Origin of the sequence: Bacteroides gallinarum DSM 18171 = JCM 13658, from assembly GCF_000374365.1 — a bacterium.
Classification (GTDB): domain Bacteria; phylum Bacteroidota; class Bacteroidia; order Bacteroidales; family Bacteroidaceae; genus Bacteroides; species Bacteroides gallinarum.
This window is the reverse complement of the sequence record NZ_KB894123.1, coordinates 79,085-103,419: the sequence shown is the minus strand read 5'-3', so window position 1 is coordinate 103,419 and position 24,335 is coordinate 79,085. Positions and strand designations below refer to the sequence as shown.

20 protein-coding genes are annotated in these 24,335 nt (G+C 50.7%); 12 read left to right on the top strand and 8 right to left on the bottom strand.

All coding sequences use genetic code 11. The annotated features are described in order from the left end of the window. Window positions 1-9: 9 nt before the first annotated feature. Together C233_RS0106955 and C233_RS0106950 are read right to left on the bottom strand one after the other, a co-directional pair. Window positions 10-1,701, bottom strand: coding sequence for a DUF6377 domain-containing protein (locus tag C233_RS0106955; protein ID WP_018666873.1), 1,692 nt, complete (start codon window positions 1,699-1,701; stop codon window positions 10-12). A 66-nt stretch (window positions 1,702-1,767) separates the two neighbouring features. Then, a complete protein-coding gene (locus C233_RS0106950; protein ID WP_025068568.1) occupies window positions 1,768-3,573 on the bottom strand; it encodes an AMP-dependent synthetase/ligase in 1,806 nt (601 codons plus the stop codon). 120 nt (window positions 3,574-3,693) lie between these two features. Between C233_RS0106950 and C233_RS0106945 the strand changes: the two genes are divergently transcribed. Further along, window positions 3,694-4,761, top strand: a complete 1,068-nt coding sequence (locus C233_RS0106945; RefSeq protein ID WP_018666871.1) for a M20 family metallo-hydrolase — start codon at window positions 3,694-3,696, stop codon at window positions 4,759-4,761. A 5-nt stretch (window positions 4,762-4,766) separates the two neighbouring features. On the opposite strand, the gene C233_RS0106940 is transcribed toward C233_RS0106945, so the two are convergent. Genes C233_RS0106940 through dut form a run of 4 tightly spaced genes read right to left on the bottom strand, consistent with a single transcriptional unit; the run spans window position 4,767 to window position 8,862 of the window. Further along, window positions 4,767-6,059 (bottom strand): murein hydrolase activator EnvC family protein, encoded by a 1,293-nt coding sequence (locus C233_RS0106940; RefSeq protein WP_018666870.1) that lies wholly within the window; start codon window positions 6,057-6,059, stop codon window positions 4,767-4,769. Continuing rightward, entirely contained in the window at window positions 6,056-6,634 is a 579-nt protein-coding gene (locus C233_RS0106935; RefSeq protein WP_018666869.1) for a DUF4292 domain-containing protein, read from the bottom strand. The genes C233_RS0106940 and C233_RS0106935 overlap by 4 nt, the downstream gene beginning before the upstream one ends. Window positions 6,635-6,663: 29 nt before the next feature. Continuing rightward, complete coding sequence (locus C233_RS0106930; protein WP_206514141.1) at window positions 6,664-8,418, bottom strand: tetratricopeptide repeat protein; 1,755 nt, start codon at window positions 8,416-8,418, stop codon at window positions 6,664-6,666. Between the two features lie 12 nt (window positions 8,419-8,430). Beyond that, the gene (gene dut, locus C233_RS0106925) at window positions 8,431-8,862 is read right to left on the bottom strand and encodes a dUTP diphosphatase (protein ID WP_018666867.1); all 432 of its coding nucleotides are present in this window, start codon (window positions 8,860-8,862) and stop codon (window positions 8,431-8,433) included. Between the two features lie 126 nt (window positions 8,863-8,988). Here dut and C233_RS0106920 point away from each other — a divergent pair, with 126 nt between their 5' ends. After that, window positions 8,989-10,335, top strand: a complete 1,347-nt coding sequence (locus C233_RS0106920) for a deoxyguanosinetriphosphate triphosphohydrolase (protein WP_018666866.1) — start codon at window positions 8,989-8,991, stop codon at window positions 10,333-10,335. Between the two features lie 6 nt (window positions 10,336-10,341). Here the strand turns inward: C233_RS0106920 and glsB are convergent, their stop codons facing one another. Together glsB and glsA are read right to left on the bottom strand one after the other, a co-directional pair. Beyond that, complete coding sequence (gene glsB / locus C233_RS0106915) at window positions 10,342-11,328, bottom strand: glycine N(alpha)-acyltransferase GlsB (RefSeq protein ID WP_018666865.1); 987 nt, start codon at window positions 11,326-11,328, stop codon at window positions 10,342-10,344. A gap of 37 nt (window positions 11,329-11,365) precedes the next feature. Beyond that, window positions 11,366-12,184 carry a lyso-glycine lipid O-acyltransferase GlsA gene (gene glsA, locus C233_RS0106910; RefSeq protein WP_018666864.1) on the bottom strand — a complete coding sequence of 273 codons (819 nt, stop codon included), beginning with the start codon at window positions 12,182-12,184 and terminating at the stop codon, window positions 11,366-11,368. A 229-nt stretch (window positions 12,185-12,413) separates the two neighbouring features. On the opposite strand from glsA, the gene C233_RS0106905 reads away from it, so the two are divergent. The 10 genes from C233_RS0106905 to murG all read left to right on the top strand — a co-directional run bounded on the left by C233_RS0106905 (window position 12,414) and on the right by murG (window position 24,334). Beyond that, window positions 12,414-12,917 (top strand): RNA polymerase sigma factor, encoded by a 504-nt coding sequence (locus C233_RS0106905; RefSeq protein WP_018666863.1) that lies wholly within the window; start codon window positions 12,414-12,416, stop codon window positions 12,915-12,917. 391 nt (window positions 12,918-13,308) lie between these two features. Next, window positions 13,309-13,824 carry a division/cell wall cluster transcriptional repressor MraZ gene (mraZ, locus tag C233_RS0106900; RefSeq protein WP_025068566.1) on the top strand — a complete coding sequence of 172 codons (516 nt, stop codon included), beginning with the start codon at window positions 13,309-13,311 and terminating at the stop codon, window positions 13,822-13,824. Between the two features lie 10 nt (window positions 13,825-13,834). Beyond that, a complete protein-coding gene (rsmH, locus tag C233_RS0106895; protein WP_018666861.1) occupies window positions 13,835-14,746 on the top strand; it encodes a 16S rRNA (cytosine(1402)-N(4))-methyltransferase RsmH in 912 nt (303 codons plus the stop codon). A 68-nt stretch (window positions 14,747-14,814) separates the two neighbouring features. Beyond that, entirely contained in the window at window positions 14,815-15,174 is a 360-nt protein-coding gene (locus C233_RS0106890) for an FtsL-like putative cell division protein (RefSeq protein ID WP_018666860.1), read from the top strand. Between the two features lie 160 nt (window positions 15,175-15,334). Beyond that, complete coding sequence (locus C233_RS0106885) at window positions 15,335-17,437, top strand: penicillin-binding protein (protein ID WP_034777313.1); 2,103 nt, start codon at window positions 15,335-15,337, stop codon at window positions 17,435-17,437. An 86-nt stretch (window positions 17,438-17,523) separates the two neighbouring features. Further along, window positions 17,524-18,972, top strand: a complete 1,449-nt coding sequence (locus C233_RS0106880) for a UDP-N-acetylmuramoyl-L-alanyl-D-glutamate--2,6-diaminopimelate ligase (RefSeq protein WP_018666858.1) — start codon at window positions 17,524-17,526, stop codon at window positions 18,970-18,972. An 86-nt stretch (window positions 18,973-19,058) separates the two neighbouring features. Continuing rightward, window positions 19,059-20,327 carry a phospho-N-acetylmuramoyl-pentapeptide-transferase gene (mraY, locus tag C233_RS0106875; RefSeq protein WP_018666857.1) on the top strand — a complete coding sequence of 423 codons (1,269 nt, stop codon included), beginning with the start codon at window positions 19,059-19,061 and terminating at the stop codon, window positions 20,325-20,327. Between the two features lie 116 nt (window positions 20,328-20,443). Further along, the gene (gene murD, locus C233_RS0106870; RefSeq protein WP_018666856.1) at window positions 20,444-21,778 is read left to right on the top strand and encodes a UDP-N-acetylmuramoyl-L-alanine--D-glutamate ligase; all 1,335 of its coding nucleotides are present in this window, start codon (window positions 20,444-20,446) and stop codon (window positions 21,776-21,778) included. An 84-nt stretch (window positions 21,779-21,862) separates the two neighbouring features. After that, the gene (locus tag C233_RS0106865) at window positions 21,863-23,146 is read left to right on the top strand and encodes an FtsW/RodA/SpoVE family cell cycle protein (protein ID WP_018666855.1); all 1,284 of its coding nucleotides are present in this window, start codon (window positions 21,863-21,865) and stop codon (window positions 23,144-23,146) included. A gap of 39 nt (window positions 23,147-23,185) precedes the next feature. Beyond that, entirely contained in the window at window positions 23,186-24,334 is a 1,149-nt protein-coding gene (gene murG / locus C233_RS0106860) for an undecaprenyldiphospho-muramoylpentapeptide beta-N-acetylglucosaminyltransferase (RefSeq protein ID WP_018666854.1), read from the top strand. The last annotated feature ends 1 nt before the right edge of the window (window position 24,335 follow it).

Here is a 24,335-nt window from a genome sequence, read left to right as displayed (position 1 = left end):
ATAAACGGTTTAAGCCTTAAAAGAGCCTATTTTTATCACCCTCTCTTCAAAATCGTCACGATACAGCGACTTGTTTTTCAGTTTTGAACGGTACGTATAAATGGTAGTAATGGAGTAACGCAGGAAACTCGCAATCTTTGCACTATCCGTGATACCCAAACGTATCAAGGCAAAGATTCTCATTTCCGTTGTCAAGCGTTCGCCCTGCTTTGGTACAATGGCTTCGCTTTCGGGTAACAGGTTGTTGAAACATTCCACAAAATCCGGAAAGATACTCAGAAAGGAATTATCGAAGTTCAAATAGAATTCTTTCAGTTCGTCATCGATGAATTGGGTCGATTTGAGTGTTTTATACAGCTCTTCCACCTTGCCCGAAGCCGCCTTTTTATTCAGCATCCGGCGATAAGTTTCCAACTTATCGATATAAGCGGAACACAATCCGAGAAACCGGCCGATGTACTCTTCCTTGATACGGCTGGTTTCTGTCAATGAATCATTCATCTGTTTCTGCAACCGATTGGCTTCCAACAAATCCGCATTCAGTTTTTTCAGTTCATTATTAGCACAAACCACTTCCAACCGTGCTTTTGCCAGCTTCTTCATCTGACGGAAAATGTAGCCGATAGTAAAAATGAGAAAAACAGAAAGCAGACTGATGACTCCCAAGAAGATTTGCAGCTTCTTATGTTGCATTTCTTTCTCCAACTGGTAGGAATAATCTATCATAGGAAGCATCTTGGAAGCCTGTACATTACGTAAACGGGCATTATACAAGCTGGCGTCCGCCATACTTTTCTTCATATAATTGTTAGCACGCTCCACATCGCCTTCCCGGTAAAGCAGCTCTGCCAACGCCCGAAGAGAATTATTCTCTTTCACCACTCCTTTTATATCGGCAATGGCACTTTTAGCCAGGCTTATCTTCTGCATTTCCGGTTGATTGTCGAGTTGATAAACAAAAGCAAGAATGGAAGTGACAATGGCATACTCCCTCGTATTCGAAGACAATTTCAAGAGAAAGTTATTCAACAGTTCTTCCGCATCCTTTTGTCTATTCCGGTCGACAAGCACCGGACCTTTAATGATGACATACCTATAAGTACCTTTAGGTACAATCCGAAGAACAGAGTCTCTATAAGCATTCATCCTATTAAGATATTCGGGTCTGTACTCGTCATCCTGAGCATATTCGGCATGATAAAGGTAGATATTCTCAAATGCCATGTAATAATCTATCAGCATATCATCGGAGAGTTGCCGTTTGTCGATAGTTTCCAACAGTTCTACCGCTTCGGCATAAAGTCCCGAAGTAGCAAGGACATGTACTTTCTTGAGTATCGACTCATTCAGCCAGTCCTGCCGTCCATTCTGTCTGGCAATACCTATATTCAAATTGATATAATGGCGGGCAGAGTCGCAGATATACGCCTCATATTCCTCAAACAGCCGAAGATTGGTACGATATTTCTCCTCCGGCGAGGCATTATGATTCGAAGCATTCTCCTTTATCAGAGCAATGCGCTGCTTCTTGCCCTCCTCATAACGGGCGCTATGAACAATCTCCTTATCGAGTACATTCAACAAAGAGTCAAGACCGGTCTGGGCAAACGACGAAACGCGCATCAATAAGAAAAGGAGGCACAATCCCTCCTTCTTCTTATTGAATATTCTTATCTTACTTGTACATTTTTCTACCTTCATAGCCAGTTTAAAGTTGTATTGTCCCCAAAGGTATAAAAAAGAAACAACGAACGCAACTCCGGCGGTTTATTCTTCGTACATCTTATCAATCAACTCCTTATAGTTACTTGCTACGACAGAGCGTTTCAGCTTCAATGTATTCGTCAGTTCGCCGCGTTCCATGCTGAACGGTTCGGACAATAAAGTGAAACGTTTCACCTGCTCGTAATTGGCAAACTGCTGCTGCAAAGTATCGATGCGGGCACGAAATAAAGCCTGGATTTTAGGATGCTGCAACAAATCAGCCATATCCTTATACTCGAGACCTTTGTCTTTGGCATACTCCTTTACCAGACCGTAAACGGGAACAATCAGGGCGGATACGAATTTACGCTGGTCGGCGATAATGGCAATCTGGTCGATATAGCGGTCAATCGCCAGTTTGGTTTCCAGCGCCTGCGGAGAGATATACTTGCCGTTGGAGGTCTTGAACAAATCTTTGATACGTTCGGTCAGGTACAGATGCTCGCCTTTCAGATAACCGGCATCTCCCGTATGGAACCAACCGTCCTTGTCGATAGCGGCGGCGGTGGCCTCAGGCTTTTTATAATAACCGGTGGTTATCGTCTTACCCCGGAGCAGGATTTCATTGTTTTCTCCAATCTTCACCTCAACATCGGGCATCACGGTTCCCACCGAACCGATTTCATAACCCTGGTCGAGGAAACAGGAAACGGTGGCGGTAGATTCCGTCAACCCATACCCCACCAGCATATTGATACCTACGGAATGCACGAATTCGCAGATTTCATCGGACACGGCAGCTCCGGCGGTCGGGAAGAAGTTACCGTTCTCGATGCCGATTGTCTTCTTCAACAAAGCATAAATCGTCTTTTCATAGAACTTATACTTCAGATGAAGCATCAAAGGCGGCGTTTTACCTGCACGCAGATAATCTATATTATGCATTTTACCTACCTTGATAGCATCCAGCATCATCGCTTTACGCAGACCGGTTTCCTGCGCAATCTTTTCCTGCACACCGGCATAGACCTTTTCCCAAAAACGGGGAACGCTGCACATCAGTGTAGGACGTATCTCTTTGATAGTGGTCTGGATATCCGCCGGACGGAGATTGATGCAAACCTGCACCCCCCTGTGGATGCAAAGATACGTCCAGGCTTTTTCAAACACATGCGTCAACGGGAGGAAATTCATGGATACATCCTTATCCGTCATGGCAGTCAGGCGGATGTCGTGGATGCGGAGAGCCTCCCGGTAATTGAAGTGATGCAACATAACCCCTTTCGGCTCTCCGGTAGTACCGGACGTATAGAGGATATTGGCAAGGTCATCGTCCGATGCACGCGCCGTACGCTCTTCCACAACCTCATTATGGGGGAAATCCTTGCCCAACGCAAGAAACTCGTCGTAATAGATAGATGTCTTATCGCGGGGGTCGAGTACCACGCTACGGTCGAAGATAATCAGCTTCTGCAAAGAGTGGCAAAAGCCGAACGCACTGAAAGCGGCATCGTATTGAAACTGTTCGCCTACGAAAAGAAAACGTATCTGGGCGTCATTGATAATATATTGTGCCTGTGCCGAAGAGCTGGTAGCATACAGCGGTATAGTTACCAGGCGGTTGGCAAAAGCTGCAAAATCAGTAAACAGACATTCCGGTTTATTTTGTGAGAAGATACCGATATTCCGCTGCTCCTCCGCTCCCAAAGCTACCAAAGCATTGGCTGCCTGGCGTACTGTCCGGGAGAACTCATTCCAAGTGACAGGTATCCATTGCGATGTTTCGTAATCCCTGTATTTAAGGGCTACCTTGTCTCCATACTTCTCTGCCTGACGATGTACCATGACAGACAAATGATGATAAGTCATATCTTTAATAAATTGGTAAATATGAGTACAAAGGTATTAGTTTTATTTGAAACTATCTCCTTTTTCGGGATTTATCCGTAAGTTTGCAGAGTAATAACGAATATATAACTAATCTTGACGATGACAACCGACATACAGACTTTAGTTTCCGAAGCGACCGGATTGCTTAAATCGTTGATAGCTATCCCCTCGCTAAGCCGTGAAGAAGAACAAGCTGCCGACTTCTTACAGAATTACATCGAAATGCAGGGAATGGCAACCGGAAGAAAAGGCAACAACATATGGTGTCTCAGCCCGATGTTCGACCTAAACAAACCGACACTGTTGTTAAACTCACACATTGATACGGTGAAGCCGGTAAACGGGTGGCGGAAAGCCCCCTTCGGCCCATTGGAAGAAAACGGCAAGATTTACGGGTTAGGAAGCAACGATGCGGGGGCAAGCGTAGTCAGCCTGCTGCAAGTATTCCTGCAACTCTGCCGTACCACGCAGGCTTACAACCTGATTTACCTGGCATCCTGCGAAGAAGAAGTATCGGGTAAGAACGGGATAGAGTCCGTATTGCCGGAGTTGCCGCCCATACAGTTCGCCATTGTAGGCGAGCCTACGGAGATGCAGCCCGCCATTGCCGAAAAAGGACTAATGGTACTGGATGTCACCGCCTACGGCAAATCGGGACACGCCGCCCGCAACGAAGGCGACAACGCTATATATAAGGTATTGAACGACATTGCCTGGTTCCGCGACTACCGTTTCCCGAAAGAGTCGCCCTTGTTAGGCCCGGTAAAGATGAGCGTTACCATGGTCAATGCAGGCACGCAACACAATGTCGTGCCCGACCGTTGCACATTCACGGTAGATATCCGCAGCAACGAATGCTACACCAACAAGGAGCTTTTCGATGAGATACGGAAACATATCGGTTGTGAAGCCCAGGCGCGGTCTTTCCGTTTGAGTTCGTCGCATGTATCGCCCGACCATCCGCTGGTAAAAAAGGCCGTTGCATCGGGCAGGATACCGTTCGGTTCTCCCACGCTTTCAGACCAGGCACTGATGCCCTTTCCGTCCATGAAAATGGGACCGGGCAAGAGTAGCCGTTCGCACACCGCAGACGAGTTCATCTTCGTCAAAGAGATTGAAGAAGCCATTACGTTCTACCTGGAACTGTTGGACGGGGCAACGATATAACAAGATTACCTGTTTAGCCAGGGTTCGGGATTCAGCTTCTCCTTTTCACGGCGCAACTGGAAGTGGAGTACCGTACGCCCGCCGTCGGCTCCGTCTGAGAACACCTGCCCGATAGCCTGTTTGGTAGTGACCGTATCGCCCTGCTTGACCGAAGCGGAAGCCAGATTGCAATATACCGAAATATATGCTCCATGACGGATAAGGATATTAAATAGCCCGTTCAGCTTGAATACCGCCGCCACCTTACCGTTGAAGATAGCACGTGCCTGCGCTCCCGGCCTTCCCTGGATGTCTATGCCCTTATTGTCCAGCTTGACATTGCGCAACCCTTCCACCGCGTACTGCCCGTAATGGCTGGTTATGATATAAGCCCCGCTGATAGGCATAGGTAACTTGCCGCGGTTACTGGCAAAATCGCCGGACAGCTCGCGGTCGGCCTTACTCATGGTATAAGCCTCCAAAGGAGCCGCCTTGGTCTTGGAAGTGCCGGACGCAGCCGCTTTAGCTTCCTCCTTCTTGCGGGCTGCCGCTTCACGGCGGGCTTCTTCTGCGGCACGTTTGCGGGCTTTCTCTATTTCTTCCGCAATCAGGCGGTCGATGCGGGCGTTGAGCTGGTTGGCCTCGCGACGCTTCTTGGCAATCTCATTCTGTAGTCCGCGCTGCTTCTTCCGCAAACTGGTTACGAGGGTACGTTTTTCCTTCTCCTGTTCTTCCAGCTTTATTTTCTCGGCCTCACGTTCTTGCAGCAAATTGGCTTTGGCAGTGCGCACTTGCCTAAGCTCCGCTTTCTTCTTATTGACCTGTTCCTGCTTTTTCAGCACTTCCTCACCCTGCAAACGCTGGTAAGTGGCGTACTCGCGTACATACCGCAAACGGCGATAGGTCTGCGCAAGGCTTTGGGCAGAGAAGATAAACATCAACTTCTCCTCAATGGAACGGTTCTTATAAAGATAGCGGACGGAAGACTCGTATTTCTTCTTCCGGTCTTTCAAATCGCGCTGCAATTTTCCCAACTGGCGTTCCAACGACGACAGTTCGCGATCTATCGCCTCCACATCATTATTTATGGTAAGAATATAACGTTTACGTTCCTCTATCTGTCCCGTCAGGGCGGCAAGACCGTTCAACTGGCTGCGTACGGTTTTCTTTGTAGTTTTCAGAAGCGTTTCCGACTCGGTAATCTGCTTTTGCAGGACACCGCGCTTGCTTTCCAGTTCCTTTATCAGCTTGTTGGACTGTGCAAGAAGCGGAAAAGCCAGGCAGAAACAACCTATAAAAATACAAAGCAAACGTCTCATAAGCTCATCAGCATTTCCAATATCTCACTCAACTCGACCTGCGTGTATTTCGAGGACAGCTCGGTAGGTGTCAGGGAAAACGGCTCATAAGAAAAGCCGGACAACTCAATCCTGCCCTTCTCCAGCGAAGGGATGCCCAACTCCTTTCCCGACAAATCTTTCTTTCCGCCGGGCTTGGAAGCATCGAACAGGATTTTCTCCAAACGGGCAAAATCCGCCTTCTTGGGCAATACGTCCTTCAACTCGTTGCGGGTAGCCCGCACATAGCGCTTGCCCATACGGTCTACCAGCAATATCTCCTCGGGAGTCACCTCCATGCGTGCCACTTCCGTACGTATGATAGGCATCAGGAAAGAGAGCTGCATCCGTTCGCCGCTCACCAGCTTCATCGTACCGTTCACGGTGAATACCGCATCTTTGGTAGGGACGGTCAGCCGTACTTTAGACGAGAGGTAACGGGCACTTTCAGGCAATTTAGACGTCTCCGCCTTGCGGGAAGTTTTACAACCTGCCAGGCAGCAGAGAAGAAAAAGGACAAAGACCAGCGTCTTGCTATTCAATATCGTTCGTTTCATCACTAATCATTTTTATCGTGTGCCGGATGCTAATCACCGGCTACATATTTCTTTTTCCTAATCTTCTGCTTCAGCGTCTTGGACTCACTGCCCATTTCCAACGCCTGCTTCCAGTACTCCAGGGCTTTATCCACATCACCCGTCATATAATAGATGTCGCCGCAATGTTCCACAATGGTATCGCTTTTGCTGCCGTCGTTCTTCATGGCGTCGTCTATATACAAGCGGGCTTCGGCATAATTGCCTTTCTCGAACAGAATCCAAGCATACGTATCCAGGTAAGTGGCATTGCCGGGCTCCGCCTTTACCGTCTTATAGCTCATTTCCTCTGCTTTATCCAGGTTACGGCGCTCGACGGACAAGTAATAGGCATAATTATTCAATGCACCGATATTGGAAGGGTTATATACCAACGCCGAATCATAAGCGGCATAAGCCTCCGTATGCAAGTCCTTCATATGATAAGCATCTCCCAGAATGGAATAGAAATCGGATACGACCTCTTTCTTACTGTCGGCCGTGGTTTGCGTCAGCGCTTTCCGGCACACCGAAATCACATCGTCCGTCCGTTCGGCCTGGTTGTAAGCAATAGCCAGATAAAAATAGAACTCAAGCATTTCGGGATTGGTCTCTACACCGGTTTCGCACAGGCCGATAACATCGTTGTAATCCTCTTTCCGTATCGCCTCGCCCAGCAACATCATCCGGGCTGCCGTATTGGTAGGCTCTATCGCCAGTACCTGGCGCAACACGGGAAACGCTTTTCCATTCATCCCTTTAGAGAGCAAGTACTGGGCATACAACATAGGCATACCGGCATCGTCCGGTTCCTGTTCCAGGATACGGTCGAAAAGACCGATAACCCGCGTGCTGTCTTTCCCGTCCTGCTCGTTCTGCACTATAAACTGGCGCATTACGTTTATCTTCGTTTCCGAAGGCACTTTCCTGTTAAGCAGCAAAGTATCCAACTGTTGCCGGTAAAGCTCCTTTTGGCCGGTCGCCTCATAATAAGAGGCCAGCGAATACATTGCCATGGCATTGTCCGGCTCCGCATCCAATACTTTACGGTATACGTTATAGGCCTCTTCCTCCTTTCCGTTCTGCATATAGACATCGCCCAGCACAACCTGATAACGGGAGTCCATAGGATACTCCGCCACCAGGCTCTCTATTTCGCGGAAAGCATTCTCATTGTCTTTCATCTGCAAGTAGATACGGAACTTCTCCATACTCAACTGCTCGTTCTTGCCCATTTTCCCCTCAATCCGGTTCAGTGTGGCAATCACCTTGTCGTACTGCTCCTCCCGGTTATAAATATCCAGCAAGGCATAAAGCGGGTCCAGCTTGCCCGAGAAGCGGACGGACATGCCTTCCAGCAGCTCCACCGCTTTCTCTTTCTCATCCTGTTGCTGGTAAAGGTTTGCCAGCCCCTGGCTGTACCAATAATTGTCTGGGTCGTTTGCTACGGCCTTCTCCAACGCAGCCTGCCCCTGAGGTACTTGTTTCAGGAACAGATAATATTGCGCCAGCTCGTACAATGCCGACGAGGCATCCGGATTGATAGTCAGGCAGTGTTGCAACAAGTCAAAAGCGGCATCGTACTTTTTCTGCACTTTCAGGCGGGCTGCTTCCAGAAAGAAGTAATCGTACTTGCGCTGCTGCTCCGGAGTAAGCACGGCAGCCTCCACCGGCCGTACCTTCGCCTTCTGGCGGGAAGTTCCGCAAGAAACCAGCAGTACACACACCAGCACGTACCCGATTAGTTGAATTTTCTTATTTCTCATCCAAGCAATTTGTTATACGCCCGTATGCCCGAAGCCACCGGCGCCGCGTTCCGTTTCGTCCAATACTTCCACTTCCTGCCATACGGCCTGTTCGTGGCGGGCAATCACCATTTGGGCAATCCGTTCACCGTCCTCAATCACAAATGTTTCCGAAGAAAGGTTCACAAGGATAATACAGATTTCGCCCCGGTAATCGGCATCGATAGTCCCCGGAGAGTTCAACACCGAAATTCCTTTCTTGATAGCCAACCCGCTACGGGGGCGGATTTGCGCCTCGAAGCCTGCCGGCAATGCCATGTACAGCCCCGTAGGAACCAGGCAGCGCTGCAACGGTTCCAACACTATCGGCTCGGACAGGTTGGCACGGATATCCATTCCGGCAGACATCCCGGTAGCATACGCAGGCAGCGGATGCTTCGACTTATTTATAATCTGGACAGTCATACAATTATTCACTTATTTAATGAAGTTACGGTTGAGATTACTTTAATTCACTATTTAACGGACAAAATTACGGAATTTGAAGCAAATAGTCATACATTTGCAGTTAAATAATAAGAAAGTAAGAACATGATGGACTGGAATACCCTCATATCCGCCAAACGATTCGGCCTGGAAGAATTTCATAAGGAACGCCACGAGAACCGTTCCGAGTTTCAGCGGGATTACGACCGCCTCATATTCTCCGCCCCTTTCCGGAGATTACAGAACAAGACACAGGTATTTCCGCTGCCCGGAAGCATATTTGTGCATAACCGGCTGACGCACAGCCTGGAGGTATCCTGCGTAGGCCGTTCCCTGGGCAACGACGTAGCCAAGGCAATCCTTGCCCGCCGTCCCGAATTACAGCACTCTTACCTGCCCGAGATAGGCTCCATTGTTTCCGCCGCATGCCTGGCACACGACTTGGGCAACCCGCCATTCGGCCATTCCGGCGAACGCGCAATCTCTACTTTCTTCTCGGAAGGAAAGGGACTGGCACTCAAAGAAAAGCAACCCGGCGGAGAGCAGCTCACCCCGGCACAATGGGAAGACCTGACGCATTTCGAAGGAAACGCGAACGCCTTCCGCCTGCTCACCCACCAGTTCGAAGGACGCCGCAAGGGTGGTTTCGTCCTGACCTATTCCACACTTGCCAGCATCGTAAAATACCCCTTTTCATCGAGTTTGGCAGGGCAAAAGTCCAAGTTCGGGTTCTTTACCACCGAAGAAGACAGCTTCCGCCGGATAGCCGAGGAGTTAGGAATGAAAAAGCTCAACGCCTCGCCGCTGAAATATGCCCGCCACCCGCTCGTCTACCTGGTGGAAGCGGCAGACGACATCTGCTACCAGCTTATGGACATCGAAGACGCCCACAAACTGAAAATCCTCACTACGCAGGAAACACAGGAACTGCTGCTCTCCTATTTCCCCGAAGAACGCAAAGCACACATACTGGATACCTTCAAGATTGTAAGCGACACCAACGAGCAAATCGCCTACCTGCGCTCCAGCGTCATCGGGCTGCTTATCGGCGAATGCACCCGCGCTTTTCTCGATAACGAAACACGGATTTTGGAAGGAGAATTCGAGGGAAGCCTCATCAAACATATCACGGAACGGCCTGCTACGGCCTACAAACGTTGTGCAGAGGTATCTTTCAAGAAGATATACCGGTCGCGCGACGTACTGGATATAGAACTTGCCGGTTTCCGCATTATCAGTACCTTGCTGGAACTGATGATTGATGCGGTATGCTCGCCGGAAAAGACATACTCGCAGTTGCTTATCAACCGCGTATCCGGCCAGTACAGCATGAAGGCTACCGCACTTTACGAACGGATACAGGCCGTATTGGACTACATATCCGGCATGACGGACGTCTTTGCCCTCGACCTTTACCGGAAAATCAACGGAAACAGCCTGCCTGCCGTATAACGGCGGTTACCTGCTCGGGAAGAATATCTTATTGACGCCGGAGGTCAGATTGTACGACTCCGGCTCATTCTCGATGAACGACTGGATATGGCGGATACGCTTTTCCGCGAGGATTTCATCGACAGCAATCAAGATACCCGTTTCCTCCACATCGCCGAAACCGTAATTAATAGCCGTGCCGAACATACGCATTGTCGGGCTAAGGCTCATATACGCATTTACCAACGGCGGGATATTGTATCCCAGCTTACGGATTTCACCATTCAGAATTCTGTAATCCTCTTTAAATGTATCTTTACAGAACAAAGCAGCCAATTCCTTCTCGTCGGCCTCCAATTGCAACGGTTTCATCGGAGTAATCAGGTTGTCCTTGTCTGCAAAGTGTTTCCTTAGGAAATAAAGAATCATGTCACGTCCTTTACGGATATAACTGGGATACATCGTTACCTTCCCGAAGAAATACTTCACATTGGGCATCACCACCGTCAGCGCGCCCAAGCCGTCCCACAAATTATCCAGCGCAAACAGCCCCTTGCTGTCGCGGCGGGTAGACTGGTATTCGAGCGTCACGAACGAACGCCCCAGCTCAATGGTGGTAGGAAGATACTCGTTCAGGAACTTCTCGGAGAAGTTGAACATATGGGCGGTAGCCAGAATGGGTGCGCCATGCTCATCGAAACGCACATCCGTACCCAGGATATAACGATAACCGCCCAATATCTCCTCTGCCTCCGGATTCCAGACGATGAGCTGCTTGTAGGGGTTATCCATTAAGTCGTACTCGTCGAGGTCCATGGACATTCCGGTTCCGCCGCCGGCAGCACGAAATGCTATCTCACGCAGGCGCCCGATTTCCTTTATCGTATTAGGCGAGTCCTGGGCAGTAATAATGTATATCTGATTATTACTCTTGTTCGTCATGCGCAAGCGTTTGTCTTCGGTCAACTCCGCCTTCAGCAGTTCCTTGCTTATCGGTGCAATAATATCTTCCATTTTCCGAGCTTCTATTTTTTAATATTCTGTTTTCAACTTATAATTTATATACGATATCTTTCACGTACTGCGCCCATTGCGCCGGTGTCTTCGTCTTGTCGAATGTTTGCCAGGGGATAGGCTTGCCTATCGTAATAGTAAATGTCTTATGACGGTTTTTCAGCATTTCGTCCGCCAGGTAAAGCATGGCGATATTAAACTTGATGCCCAATGCCTTGCAGAGATTGGCCAGGTTATAAAAGAAATCGGAATTACGTCCTTCGAAATGAATAGGCACTACATCGCGGTGCGCCTCGACGCTTTTCACTATAAAGGTCTTTTTCCAGTCCAAATCGCGGATAACCCCGTTTTGCCGGCGCGAACAAAGCCCGGCAGGAAACATGATAAGCTGCTCGTCCGACGCAAAACCGGCCTCCACCAGCCTCGGAAAGTCTTTGGCCTGCTTGCCGGTCTTATTGATAGGTATGCACAGCGGAGCCAGGCCGCGCAAGTTCATCAGCAAGTCATTCACCATATACTTCACCTTTCCGTTGTAGTAAGTGCCCAGTACGTAGCCCAACGCCACCCCGTCCTGTCCGCCCAGGGGATGATTGGAGACGAACGTACAAAGCCCCTCCTTGGGCAGGTTCTCCTCGCCTTTCACCACCAGCTTCGCATCCAGGAAATCCAGGCAGGCTTTCAGGAAGTCCACCCCCACTTTATCCTTCGACTCCTTCAGAAAGACATTCAATTCATCCTGATGAACGATGCGCTTCAAGTAAGACACGACAAATTTAGGGATATACTTCACATGCCTCGGAGCTTTCTCCCGAAGAATCTTATCAATGTCAATCAAAAATAAAGAGTCGTCAGCCATTCTTCTTATGATGAAATGATTGCGCAAAATTAACGCATCTTTTTAATTAAATGCAAATATTTGATAGAAAACTACACCCAAAATCTACCAAATAGCACCTGAAATCTATCAATTGACAGATTTTCCCCCAAAGATTGCTTAAAAACCGTCCGCCGCAATGCCGGAAGTTTCGTAAACTTGCAACACTGAAAAGCTAAACGAACAAGTAACCATTTAACAAAGCACATTTATGAATAGTATTACATTTAAAGAAGATTTACTCGGAGTTCAAAACGATTTATTACGCTTCGCGTACAAGCTCACTTCAGATCGCGAAGAGGCAAACGACTTGCTTCAGGAAACCTCTCTCAAGGCTTTGGATAATGAAGATAAATACACGCCCGATACCAATTTCAAGGGCTGGATATATACCATGATGCGTAACATCTTTATCAACAACTACCGTAAAGTAGTACGCGACCAGACATTCGTAGACCATACGGACAATCTTTATCATCTGAACCTGCCGCACGACAGCCTCTTCGAAAGTACTGAAAACGCATACGACCTGAAAGAGATGCACCGTATCGTCAATTCACTGCCCCGCGAATACAAAATACCGTTCTCCATGCACGTTTCCGGCTTCAAATACCGTGAAATAGCCGAGAAGTTAGGACTTCCGCTGGGAACCGTGAAGAGCCGCATCTTCTTTACCCGCCAAAAGCTGCAACAAGAACTGAAAGACTTCATTTAACCGGCGTTATATATAAAAATTCATCCCGTGGGACAAATACATCCGTCTCACGGGATGATTTTTTTTGTCCCGTGAGACGGATAAAATCATCTTACGGGACAAAATCATCCGTCCCAGGAGGCAAAATAAATCCGCCGCAACACCCAAGAAATTCCCTCCCGATTTCCCTAACTACCGCTTCTTTTATCCCACATCCACCCAGCCTGCCGCAGCAAGTCGTAAACCCGCGTCAATCCCCCACCAGGCAAACAACACAGCACGCTGTTCATTTTCAACAGAATAAGCTATCAACAAGCTGTTGAAAACTTCTAAGTAAGATTTTAGTTAAAACATTGTGGGGAATTGTGGGGAAATGTGTATTTTTACCGTCGCTTATTATAATAAGGTGAGAATGATACGTTTTTTAGGCAATATCGAAGCAAAGACGGACACAAAGGGACGTGTATTTATCCCTGCCAGCTTCCGGAAACAGTTACAGGCCGTTTCCGAAGAAAGGCTCGTATTGCGCAAAGACGTATTCCAGGACTGCCTGATACTCTACCCCGAAAGCGTGTGGTTCAAAACGCAGACCCAGCTCCGGCAGCGGCTGAACAAGTGGAATGCCAGACACCAGCAGATTTTCCGGCAGTTCGTAAGCGATGCCGAAATCATGATTCCCGACGGAAACGGACGCATCCTACTGCCCAAACGCTACCTGCAAATGGCAGGCATACAGAGCGAAGTACGCTTTATCGGTGTGGACAACACCATCGAAATCTGGGCGAAAGAAAAGACGGAACAACCCTTTATGAGCCCGGAAGCCTTCAGCGAAGCATTGCAAGATATCCTGGGAGATGAGAGCCTGGAAGACGAGGGCCTGGAAAATGCGGAGAACAGCGATGAACGGCAGAGTAACGAACGGCTTTAACGAAAAGACAATGAAGGAAGAAACGACATATCACATCCCGGTACTACTGATGCCGAGCGTAGACGGAATGAACATCCGCCCGGACGGAACGTACGTAGACGTTACATTCGGCGGCGGCGGACATTCCCGCGAAATACTGTCGCGCCTGGGCGAAGGCGGGAGGCTGCTGGGATTCGACCAGGACGAAGATGCGGAACGGAACATCGTGGCCGACCCGCACTTTACATTCGTGCGCAGCAATTTCCGCTACCTGCACAACTTCCTGCGCTATCACGGCATCGGGCAAGTAGACGCCATACTCGCCGACCTCGGCGTATCGTCGCACCATTTCGACGATAGCGAGCGGGGATTCTCCTTCCGGTTCGACGGGGCGCTCGACATGCGCATGAACAAACGCGCCGGACTCACTGCCGCCGACATCGTAAACACGTATGCCGAGGAACGACTTGCAAACATCTTTTACCTGTACGGAGAGTTGAAGAACAGCCGCAAATTAGCATCCGTGATAGTCAAGGCACGTGCCGTCCGGAAAATCGGCACTATCGGAGAATTCCTGGACATCATCAAGCCGCTTTTCGGACGCGAAAGGGAGAAGAAAGAACTCGCCAAAGTATTCCAGGCACTGCGCATCGAGGTAAACCAGGAAATGGAAGCACTGAAAAAGATGCTGTACGCCGCTACGGAAGCTTTGAAACCCGGAGGCCGGCTGGTGGTAATCACCTACCATTCCCTGGAAGACCGCATGGTGAAGAACATGATGAAAACCGGCAACATAGAAGGCAAAGCCGAAAAAGATTTTTTCGGGAATGTACAGACCCCCTTCCGCATAGTAAACAACAAAGTCATTGTTCCGGACGAAGCGGAGATAGAACGTAACCCGCGCTCACGAAGCGCCAAACTGAGGATTGCGGAGAAAAGGTGACAGGGCGGCGAAGAAGGGGAAAATGATAAAGTAATAGGAAAACGATAAGGCAGCAAGGCGATAAAAAGATGAAAGAAGCAGACCACATACAAGAAGAACAGAAAGACGAAAAGGTAAAGAAACGTACCTCGCTGAAAAACATCATCGGCGGCGACATCCTGGCTACGGACTTTTTCCGGCGCCAGACCAAGCTGCTCGTCCTTATCATGGTGCTTATCCTGTTCTACATCCACAACCGCTATGCCTGCCAGCAGCAGATGATAGAGATAGACAAGCTTAAGAAAGAGCTGATAGACATCAAGTACGATGCGCTGACACGCAGTTCCGAGCTAATGGAGCGAAGCCGCCAATCGCGTATCGAGGAATATATCGCCACGAAAGAGAGCGACTTGCAAACCTCGACCAATCCGCCCTACCTGATTAAGTAAAAGCAAAACGCAGGGAAGCGAAACGGCAGCAGCAATAGCAAACAAGAGGCAAACAAGAAGCAAGAAAGAAAGCAAAGAAGCAAGAAAACAAAAAATAAGAAACAGTAAACCGTAGAACCGTAAAACAACAATAGTCTTGGCAGTAAACAAGAAAAATATAATGACCCGTTACTTCTTCGTCGTCCTCGTTATGGGGCTGGTAGGAGTAGCTATTATCGTAAAAGGAGCCATTACCATGTTTGCCGAACGGCAATACTGGCAGGATGTGGCCGACCGTTTCGTAAAGGAAAACCTGACGGTCAAGCCCAACCGTGGCAATATCCTCTCCGCCGACGGCAAGCTAATGGCAAGCTCATTGCCGGAATACCGCATCTACATGGACTTCAAAGCCGGAGGAGAGAAAAAAGACACGATGCTCATGAACCACCTGGGCGAAATCTGCGAAGGCCTGCACCGGATATTCCCGGACAAGAGCGCCGCCGAGTTTAAAAAACATCTGCTTAAAGGGCGCAAAAAGGGTAGCCGCAACTACCTCATTTACCCCAAACGTATCTCCTACATCCAATACAAGGAAGCCAAAAGACTGCCGGTGTTCAACCTGAACAAATACAAAGGCGGTTTCCACGAACAGACTTACAACCAGCGCAAAAAGCCCTTCGGCTCCCTGGCAGCCCGCACGCTGGGCGACCTCTACGCCGATACGGCACAAGGGGCTAAGAACGGCATCGAACTGGCCTTCGACACCATACTGAAAGGACGTGTCGGTATCATCCACCGCCAGAAGGTGATGAACAAATACCTGGACATCGTGGATATTCCCCCGGTAGACGGCTGCGACATCATCTCCACTATCGACGTAGGCATGCAGGACATCTGCGAGAAAGCGTTGGTAGACAAGCTGAAAGAAATCAACGCCAGCGTAGGTGTCGCCGTACTCATGGAGGTGCAGACCGGAGAGATAAAGGCTATCGTCAATATGATGAAGGCAGGCGACGGCAACTACTACGAGATGCGCAACAATGCTATCAGCGATATGCTGGAACCCGGTTCCACGTTCAAGACCGCCTCTATCATGGTAGCCCTCGAGGACGGAAAGATTACGCCGGACACAGAGGTAGACACCGGCAACGGCATCATGATGATGCACGGCCGTGCGATGAAAGACCACAACTGGCATAGAGGCGGATACGGAAAAATCGACGTGACGCGCATCCTGGAAGTATCTTCCAACATCGGCGTCTCCTACCTCATCGACAAGCATTACGGCGACAATCCACAGAAATTCGTGGACGGCCTGAAGCGCATCGGCATAGACCGCCCGCTCCACCTGCAAATAGCCGGAGAGGGCAAGCCCAATATCCGCGGTCCGAAAGAGCGCTACTTCGCCAAGACCACCCTGCCGTGGATGAGCATAGGCTACGAAACGCAAGTGCCGCCGCTCAACATCCTGACCTTCTACAATGCCATTGCCAACAACGGCACAATGGTACGCCCCAAGTTCGTAAAAGCGGCGGTGAAAGACGGCGATGTGGTACACGAGTTCCCGACGGAAGTCATCAACCCCAAGATTTGCTCGGAGCGCACCCTGACACAAATCCGGGAGATACTGCGCAAGGTCGTTTCCGAAGGATTGGCAAAACCCGCCGGAAGCAAACAGTTTGCCGTAGCAGGCAAAACGGGAACGGCACAGATTTCGCAAGGCGCCGCCGGATACAAAGCAGGACGGGTAAACTACCTCGTGAGCTTCTGCGGGTACTTCCCGGCAGAAGCCCCAAAATACAGTTGCATCGTATCCATACAGAAACCGGGGCTGCCGGCATCCGGCGGCCTAATGGCGGGCAGCGTGTTCGGAAAGATTGCCGAAAGAGTATATGCCAAGAACCTGCGGTTCGACATACGCAGCGCGATAGACAGCACTACGAATGTAATCCCCGCGGTAAAAGCCGGAGAGATGAACGAGGCGCTATGCGTGCTCGATGCGCTGGACGTCCCGGTACAGAAGCAGTTCGAAGTGCATAAAGGCGCAGCCACCTGGGGGCACAGCCAGGCCGCTCCCTCCGCCGTTGTCCTGCAAAACCGGCCTACTGCCGCCGGCACAGTACCCAGCGTAGTAGGCATGGGCGCTAAAGACGCCGTTTATCTGCTGGAAAGCAAAGGCTTGAAAGTGCGCCTCAACGGTATCGGCAAGGTAAGGAGCCAATCCATTGCAGGCGGCAGCCGGCTTGTGAGAGGACAGACGATAACGCTGACATTACGACGATAACACGGGCATTACATTGATAATATTGACATTACATTGATAACATCGGCATTACATTGATTATACAATTACACTATATATAATAAGGTATGAAATTAAGCGAACTATTAAAAGCGATACAACCGGTACAGATTATCGGCAGTACGGAAAAAGATATAACAGGAGTAGCTATCGACTCACGCACGGTAACCGCCGGACACCTGTTCATGGCAATGCGCGGCACTCAGGCCGACGGGCATGCGTATATCCCGGCAGCCATTGAGAAAGGCGCCGTAGCCGTACTTTGCGAGGAGATGCCGGAAACGCCCGCCCCCGACGTTACCTATATCCAGGTAAAAGACAGCGAGAACGCTACGGGCAAGGTCGCTACCGCCTTCTACGACGACCCCACCTCCAAAATGGAGCTGGTAGGCGTAACCGGAACCAACGGAAAAACGACCATTGCCACCTTATTATACCATACATTCCGTTATTTCGGATACAAAACCGGGCTGATTTCCACGGTGTGCAACTACATCGACGACAAGCCCGTACCTACCGACCATACCACGCCGGACCCTATTACCCTCAACCGCCTGCTGGGTGAAATGGCCGACGCCGGATGCAAATACGTATTCATGGAAGTCAGCTCCCACTCCATTGCACAACAACGCATCAGCGGCCTGAGGTTCGCAGGCGGCATCTTCACCAACCTTACACGCGACCACCTGGACTACCACAAGACAGTGGAGAACTACCTCAAAGCCAAAAAGAAGTTCTTCGACGATATGCCGAAGAATGCCTTCAGCCTTACCAACCTGGACGACAAGAACGGACTCGTCATGACGCAGAACACACGCTCGCGGGTATATACCTACTCGTTGAGAAGCCTCAGCGACTTCAAGGGGAAAGTGCTGGAATCGCATTTCGAAGGCATGCTGCTCGACTTCAACAACCACGAGCTGGCAGTACCCTTCATCGGCAAGTTCAATGCCTCCAACCTGCTCGCCGTATTCGGCGCAGCCGTACTGCTGGGCAAGAAGGAGGAAGATGTTCTCGTTGCCCTGAGTACCCTGCATCCGGTGGCCGGAAGGTTCGACGCCGTCCGTTCTCCGCAAGGTATCACCGCCATTGTGGACTATGCCCATACGCCGGATGCCCTGGCCAACGTGCTGGATGCTATCCACGGCGTACTGGAAGGCAGGGGGAAAGTGATTACCGTAGTCGGCGCAGGCGGCAACCGCGACAAGGGGAAACGCCCCCTCATGGCTAAGGAAGCCGTCCGCCTGAGCGACCGCGTCCTTATCACCTCCGACAATCCGCGCTTCGAGGAACCGCAGGACATCATCAACGACATGCTTGCCGGCGTGGACAAGGAGGATATGTGGAAAGTTATCAGCATCACCGACCGGAAATACGCCATAAAAACCGCCTGCGTACTGGCATTGCCGGGAGATGTCATTCTCGTAGCCGGCAAGGGACACGAAAACTACCAGGAGATAAAAGGAGTGAAGCACCACTTCGACGACAAGGAAGTGCTCAAGGAATTTTTGAATTGAGGATTGCAAACCGCCGCGCGGCACACCCTGCGGTTTCCCCGCACACGGCGGTGTACGCAAATCCGTAACTCATAACGAAAGAAGATATGTTATACTACTTATTCCAATGGTTAGATAAATACGACTTCCCCGGTGCGGGCATGTTCGGCTATACATCTTTCAGGGCGTTAATGGCTATCATCCTGGCACTGCTCATATCGAGCATCTGGGGCGACAAGTTCATCAACCTGCTAAAACGCAAGCAAATCACCGAGACGCAGCGGGATGCCAGCATCGACCCGTTCGGCGTAAACAAGGTGGGCGTACCCAGCATGGGCGGCGTCATCATCATCTTCGCGATTTTAATCCCCTGCCTGCTGCTGGGCAAGCTGAGCAACATCTATATGATACTGATGCTCGTTACCACCGTCTGGCTGGGTTCGCTGGGATTTGCCGACGACTACATCAAGATATTCAAAAAAGACAAGGAAGGGTTGCACGGCAAGTTCAAGATTATCGGCCAGGTAGGGCTCGGACTGATTGTGGGGCTTACGCTCTACCTCAGCCCCCAGGTCGTTATCCGTGAAAACATCGAAGTGGAGAAGCCGGGACAAGGCATCGAAGTGGTACATGCTGCCAAGGAAATCAAGGCCACGCAGACCACTATCCCCTTCTTCAAAAGCAACAACCTGGACTATGCAGACCTCGTATCCTTTATGGGAGAGCATGCGCAAACGGCAGGCTGGATACTGTTCGTGCTCGTTACGATATTCGTAGTGACCGCCGTTTCCAACGGCGCCAACCTGAACGACGGCATGGACGGCATGGCAGCCGGCAACTCCGCCATTATCGGCCTGACGCTGGGCATACTGGCATACGTATCCAGCCACATCGAATATGCCGGCTACCTGAATATCATGTACATCCCGGGGTCGGAGGAGCTGGTAATCTTCATCTGCGCCTTCATCGGCGCCATGATTGGATTCCTCTGGTACAACGCCTACCCGGCACAGGTATTCATGGGCGATACGGGCAGCCTGACTATCGGCGGCATCATCGCCGTATATGCTATCATCATCCATAAAGAACTGCTGATACCGATTCTCTGCGGCATATTCCTCGTAGAGAACCTCTCGGTAATCCTGCAACGGGTATATTACAAAGCCGGCAAGCGGAAAGGGGTAAAACAGCGCCTCTTTAAGCGGACGCCGATACACGACCATTTCCGTACCGGCATGGACTTGATAGAACCCGGCTGCAAAGTGGTGTTCACCCGGCCGGCGCAACTGTTCCATGAGTCGAAGATTACCGTCCGCTTCTGGATTGTAACCATTGTGCTGGCGGCGATAACCATTATAACGCTAAAGATTAGATAGAATAGATAAGATAATAATTATGAATCTTGAATTATAAATTATGAATCAGCCGGGCTGTCATGCCGCATAGCAATTCATAACTCATAACTCAAAGTTCAAAATTCAAAATTAATATCATGAGTAGAATTGTAGTATTAGGAGCAGGCGAAAGCGGGGCGGGAGCTGCCGTACTCGCCAAGGTGAAAGGTTTCGACACATTCGTTTCCGACATGTCCGCCATTAAGGACAAATACAAAGAACTGCTGGACAAATACGGCATTGCCTGGGAAGAAGGCCGGCACACGGAAGCATCGGTACTCAATGCCGACGAAGTGGTGAAAAGCCCCGGCATCCCCAACGACGCTCCGCTTATACTGAAACTAAAGGAGAAAGGCATCCCCGTCATTTCCGAGATAGAGTTTGCCGGACGCTATACCGACGCCAAGATGATTTGCATCACCGGCTCCAACGGCAAGACCACCACCACCTCGCTCATTTACCATATCTTCAAGAGCGCGGGGCTGAACGTGGGACTGGCAGGCAACATCGGCAACAGCCTCGCCCTGCAAGTGGCAACGGAAAAGCACGACTATTACGTTATCGAGCTGAGCTCCTTCCAACTGGACAATATGTATAAGTTCCGCGCCAATATCGCCGTCCTGATGAACATCACCCCCGACCACCTGGACCGGTACGACCACTGCATGCAAAAATACGTAGATGCCAAGTTCCGCATCACCCAGAACCAGACACCGGAAGACGCCTTCATCTACTGGAACGACGACCCCATTATCCGCAGGGAACTGGAGAAGCACGGCCTGAAGGCGCACCCCTATCCCTTCGCCGCCGTAAAAGAAGACGGCGCTATCGCCTATGTGGAAGACGGCGAAGTGGAAATCAACGAGCCTATCGCCTTCAACATGGAGCAGGAAGAACTTGCACTGCGCGGAACCCACAACCTGTACAACTCATTGGCCGCCGGCATCTCCGCCAACCTTGCCGGCATCAGGAAAGAGGCTATCCGCAAGGCATTATCCGACTTCAAGGGCGTGGAACACCGCCTGGAAAAGGTGGCGACGGTACGCGGCGTACAGTTTATCAACGACTCCAAGGCAACCAATGTAAACTCCTGCTGGTATGCCCTGCAAAGCATGACAAGCAAAACCGTGCTTATCCTCGGCGGCAAAGACAAAGGCAACGATTATACCGAGATAGAAGACCTGGTACGCACCAAATGCTCGGCATTGGTCTACTTAGGGCTACATAACGAAAAGCTGCACGAATTCTTCGACCGCCTCGGCCTGCCTGTGGCCGATGTGCGTACCGGCATGAAAGATGCGGTAGACGCGGCTTTCAGACTCGCCAAGAAAGGTGAAACCGTGTTGCTAAGCCCCTGCTGCGCTTCGTTCGACCTCTTCAAGAGCTACGAAGACCGGGGCAACCAGTTCAAGAAATATGTAAGAGAATTATAAAGCGATAAGGCGGCAAGACCACAGGGCGGTAAGATACTATCGCATCGGCACGCTGCCGCATCGACACATTACGGCATTAATCTCATGGATTTATTAAAGAGCATATTCAAAGGAGACAAAGTAATCTGGATTATCTTCCTCTTTCTCTGCCTCATCTCCATTACAGAGGTGTTCAGTGCCGCCAGTACGCTCACCTACAAGAGCGGCGACCACTGGGGGCCTATCACCCAGCACAGCATCATCCTAATGGTGGGAGCCGTGATTGTGGTGCTCATGCACAACATCCCCTACAAATGGTTCCAGGTATTCCCCGTATTCCTGCTGCCCGCCTCTGCGATACTGCTGGTGCTGGTTATGATGATGGAGCGCATCAACGGCGCGGCGCGGTGGATGACATTCATGGGCATACAATTCCAACCCTCGGAGATTGCTAAAATGGCGGTTATCATCGTTACGGCTTTCATCCTCTCCAAAGGACAAGACGAAACCGGCGCCAACCCGAAAGCCTTCAAGCGGATTATGATTATAACCGGCATCATCTGCCTGCTCATCGCTCCGGAGAACCTGTCCACGGCAGCCCTGCTGTTCGGGGTAGTCTTTCTGATGATGTTCATAGGGCGCGTCTCCGCCAAGAAACTGCTGATGCTGATTGGCGGCCTGGCATCGGTGGGCATCATCGCCGTAACCTTCCTGCTGATGACGAAGAACAGCGACATTCCTTTCCTGCACCGGTTCGATACATGGCGCGCCCGTATCGAGAAGTTCGCGAGCGACGAGAAAGTACCCGCCGCCAAGTTCGACATAGACAAAGACGCACAGATAGCCCATGCCCGCATCGCCGTTGCCACCAGCAACGTTATCGGCAGAGGCCCCGGCAACTCCGTACAGCGCGACTTCCTGAGCCAGGCATTCTCCGACTTCATCTTTGCCATTATCATCGAAGAACTCGGGCTGGTGGGAGGAGTCGTAGTCGTGTTCCTCTACATCTGCCTGCTGATACGCGTGGGGCGCATCGCCAAGAAATGCGACCGTACCTTCCCCGCCTTCCTTATCATCGGCATAGCCCTGCTGCTGGTGTCGCAGGCGGTTTTCAACATGATGGTCGCCGTAGGCCTGGCGCCCGTTACCGGACAACCGCTGCCCCTTATCAGCAAGGGAGGTACTTCCACGTTGATAAACTGCGCCTACATCGGCATGATATTGAGCGTCAGCCGCTATACGGCGAAGCTGGAAGAACAGCGGGAACATGATGCCCGTATTACCATGCAGGTAGAAGCCGGCAATGGCGACGAACCCGTTTACAGCGAAGCCCAAAGCGCCGCAGAGCCCACAGCCAAGATGCTGAACAGCGATGCCGAATTCGAATGAGACTAATAACGACCAGTAGCAAACAGATAAACTCAAGATATGGAAACAAAGAACAACAAACCGCGCATCATCATCAGCGGCGGCGGCACAGGCGGCCACATCTTCCCCGCCGTATCCATTGCCAATGCCGTTAAAGAGCTGTGCCCCGAAGCCGAAATACTGTTCGTAGGCGCAGAAGGGCGCATGGAGATGCAGCGCGTACCCGATGCCGGCTACCGTATTATCGGCCTGCCCGTGGCGGGTTTCGACCGCAAACACCTGTGGAAGAACTTCGCCGTATTGGTGAAGCTGATACGCAGCCAGTGGAAAGCACGCAAAATCATCAAGCAATTCCGTCCGCAGGTAGCAGTGGGCGTAGGCGGCTATGCTAGCGGGCCTACCCTGAAAACCGCAGGCATGATGGGAGTGCCCACCCTGATACAAGAGCAGAACTCCTATGCCGGCGTCACCAACAAACTGCTTGCCAAGAAAGCCTGCAAGATATGCGTAGCCTACGAAGGCATGGAGAAGTTCTTCCCCGCCGGGAAAATCATCATGACCGGCAATCCCGTACGCCAAAACCTGCTCGGGCACACCGTTTCCCACGAAGAAGCCGTGCGCTACTTCCGCCTGGAACCGTCCAAAAAAACTATCCTCATACTGGGCGGCAGCCTCGGGGCACGTACCATTAACCGGACACTCACCGCAAGCCTCGACCTCATCCGGCAAAACCCCGGCATACAGTTCATCTGGCAAACCGGCAAGATATACATCGAACAGGTAAGGGACGCTATCACCGCAGCCACCGGCGAGGCCGTGCATCATCCGCACATCGGCGCCATTCCCAACCTCTACGTAACGGACTTCATCAAGGACATGGCAAACGCCTATGCTGCCGCCGACTTGGTTATCTCCCGTGCCGGCGCCGGCTCTATCTCGGAATTCTGCCTGCTGCACAAACCCGTCATTCTCGTTCCGTCGCCCAATGTGGCGGAAGACCACCAGACCAAGAACGCGCTGGCACTCGTCGATAAAGACGCCGCTATCTATGTAAAGGATGCGGAAGCCCGGGAGAAACTGCTGCCCGTGGCATTGGCAACCGTAAAAGACAGCGATAAGCTGAAAGAATTGAGCAACAACATCGCCAAACTGGCACTGCCCGACTCGGCAACAATCATTGCCCGAGAGGTGCTGAAACTTATTAAATAAC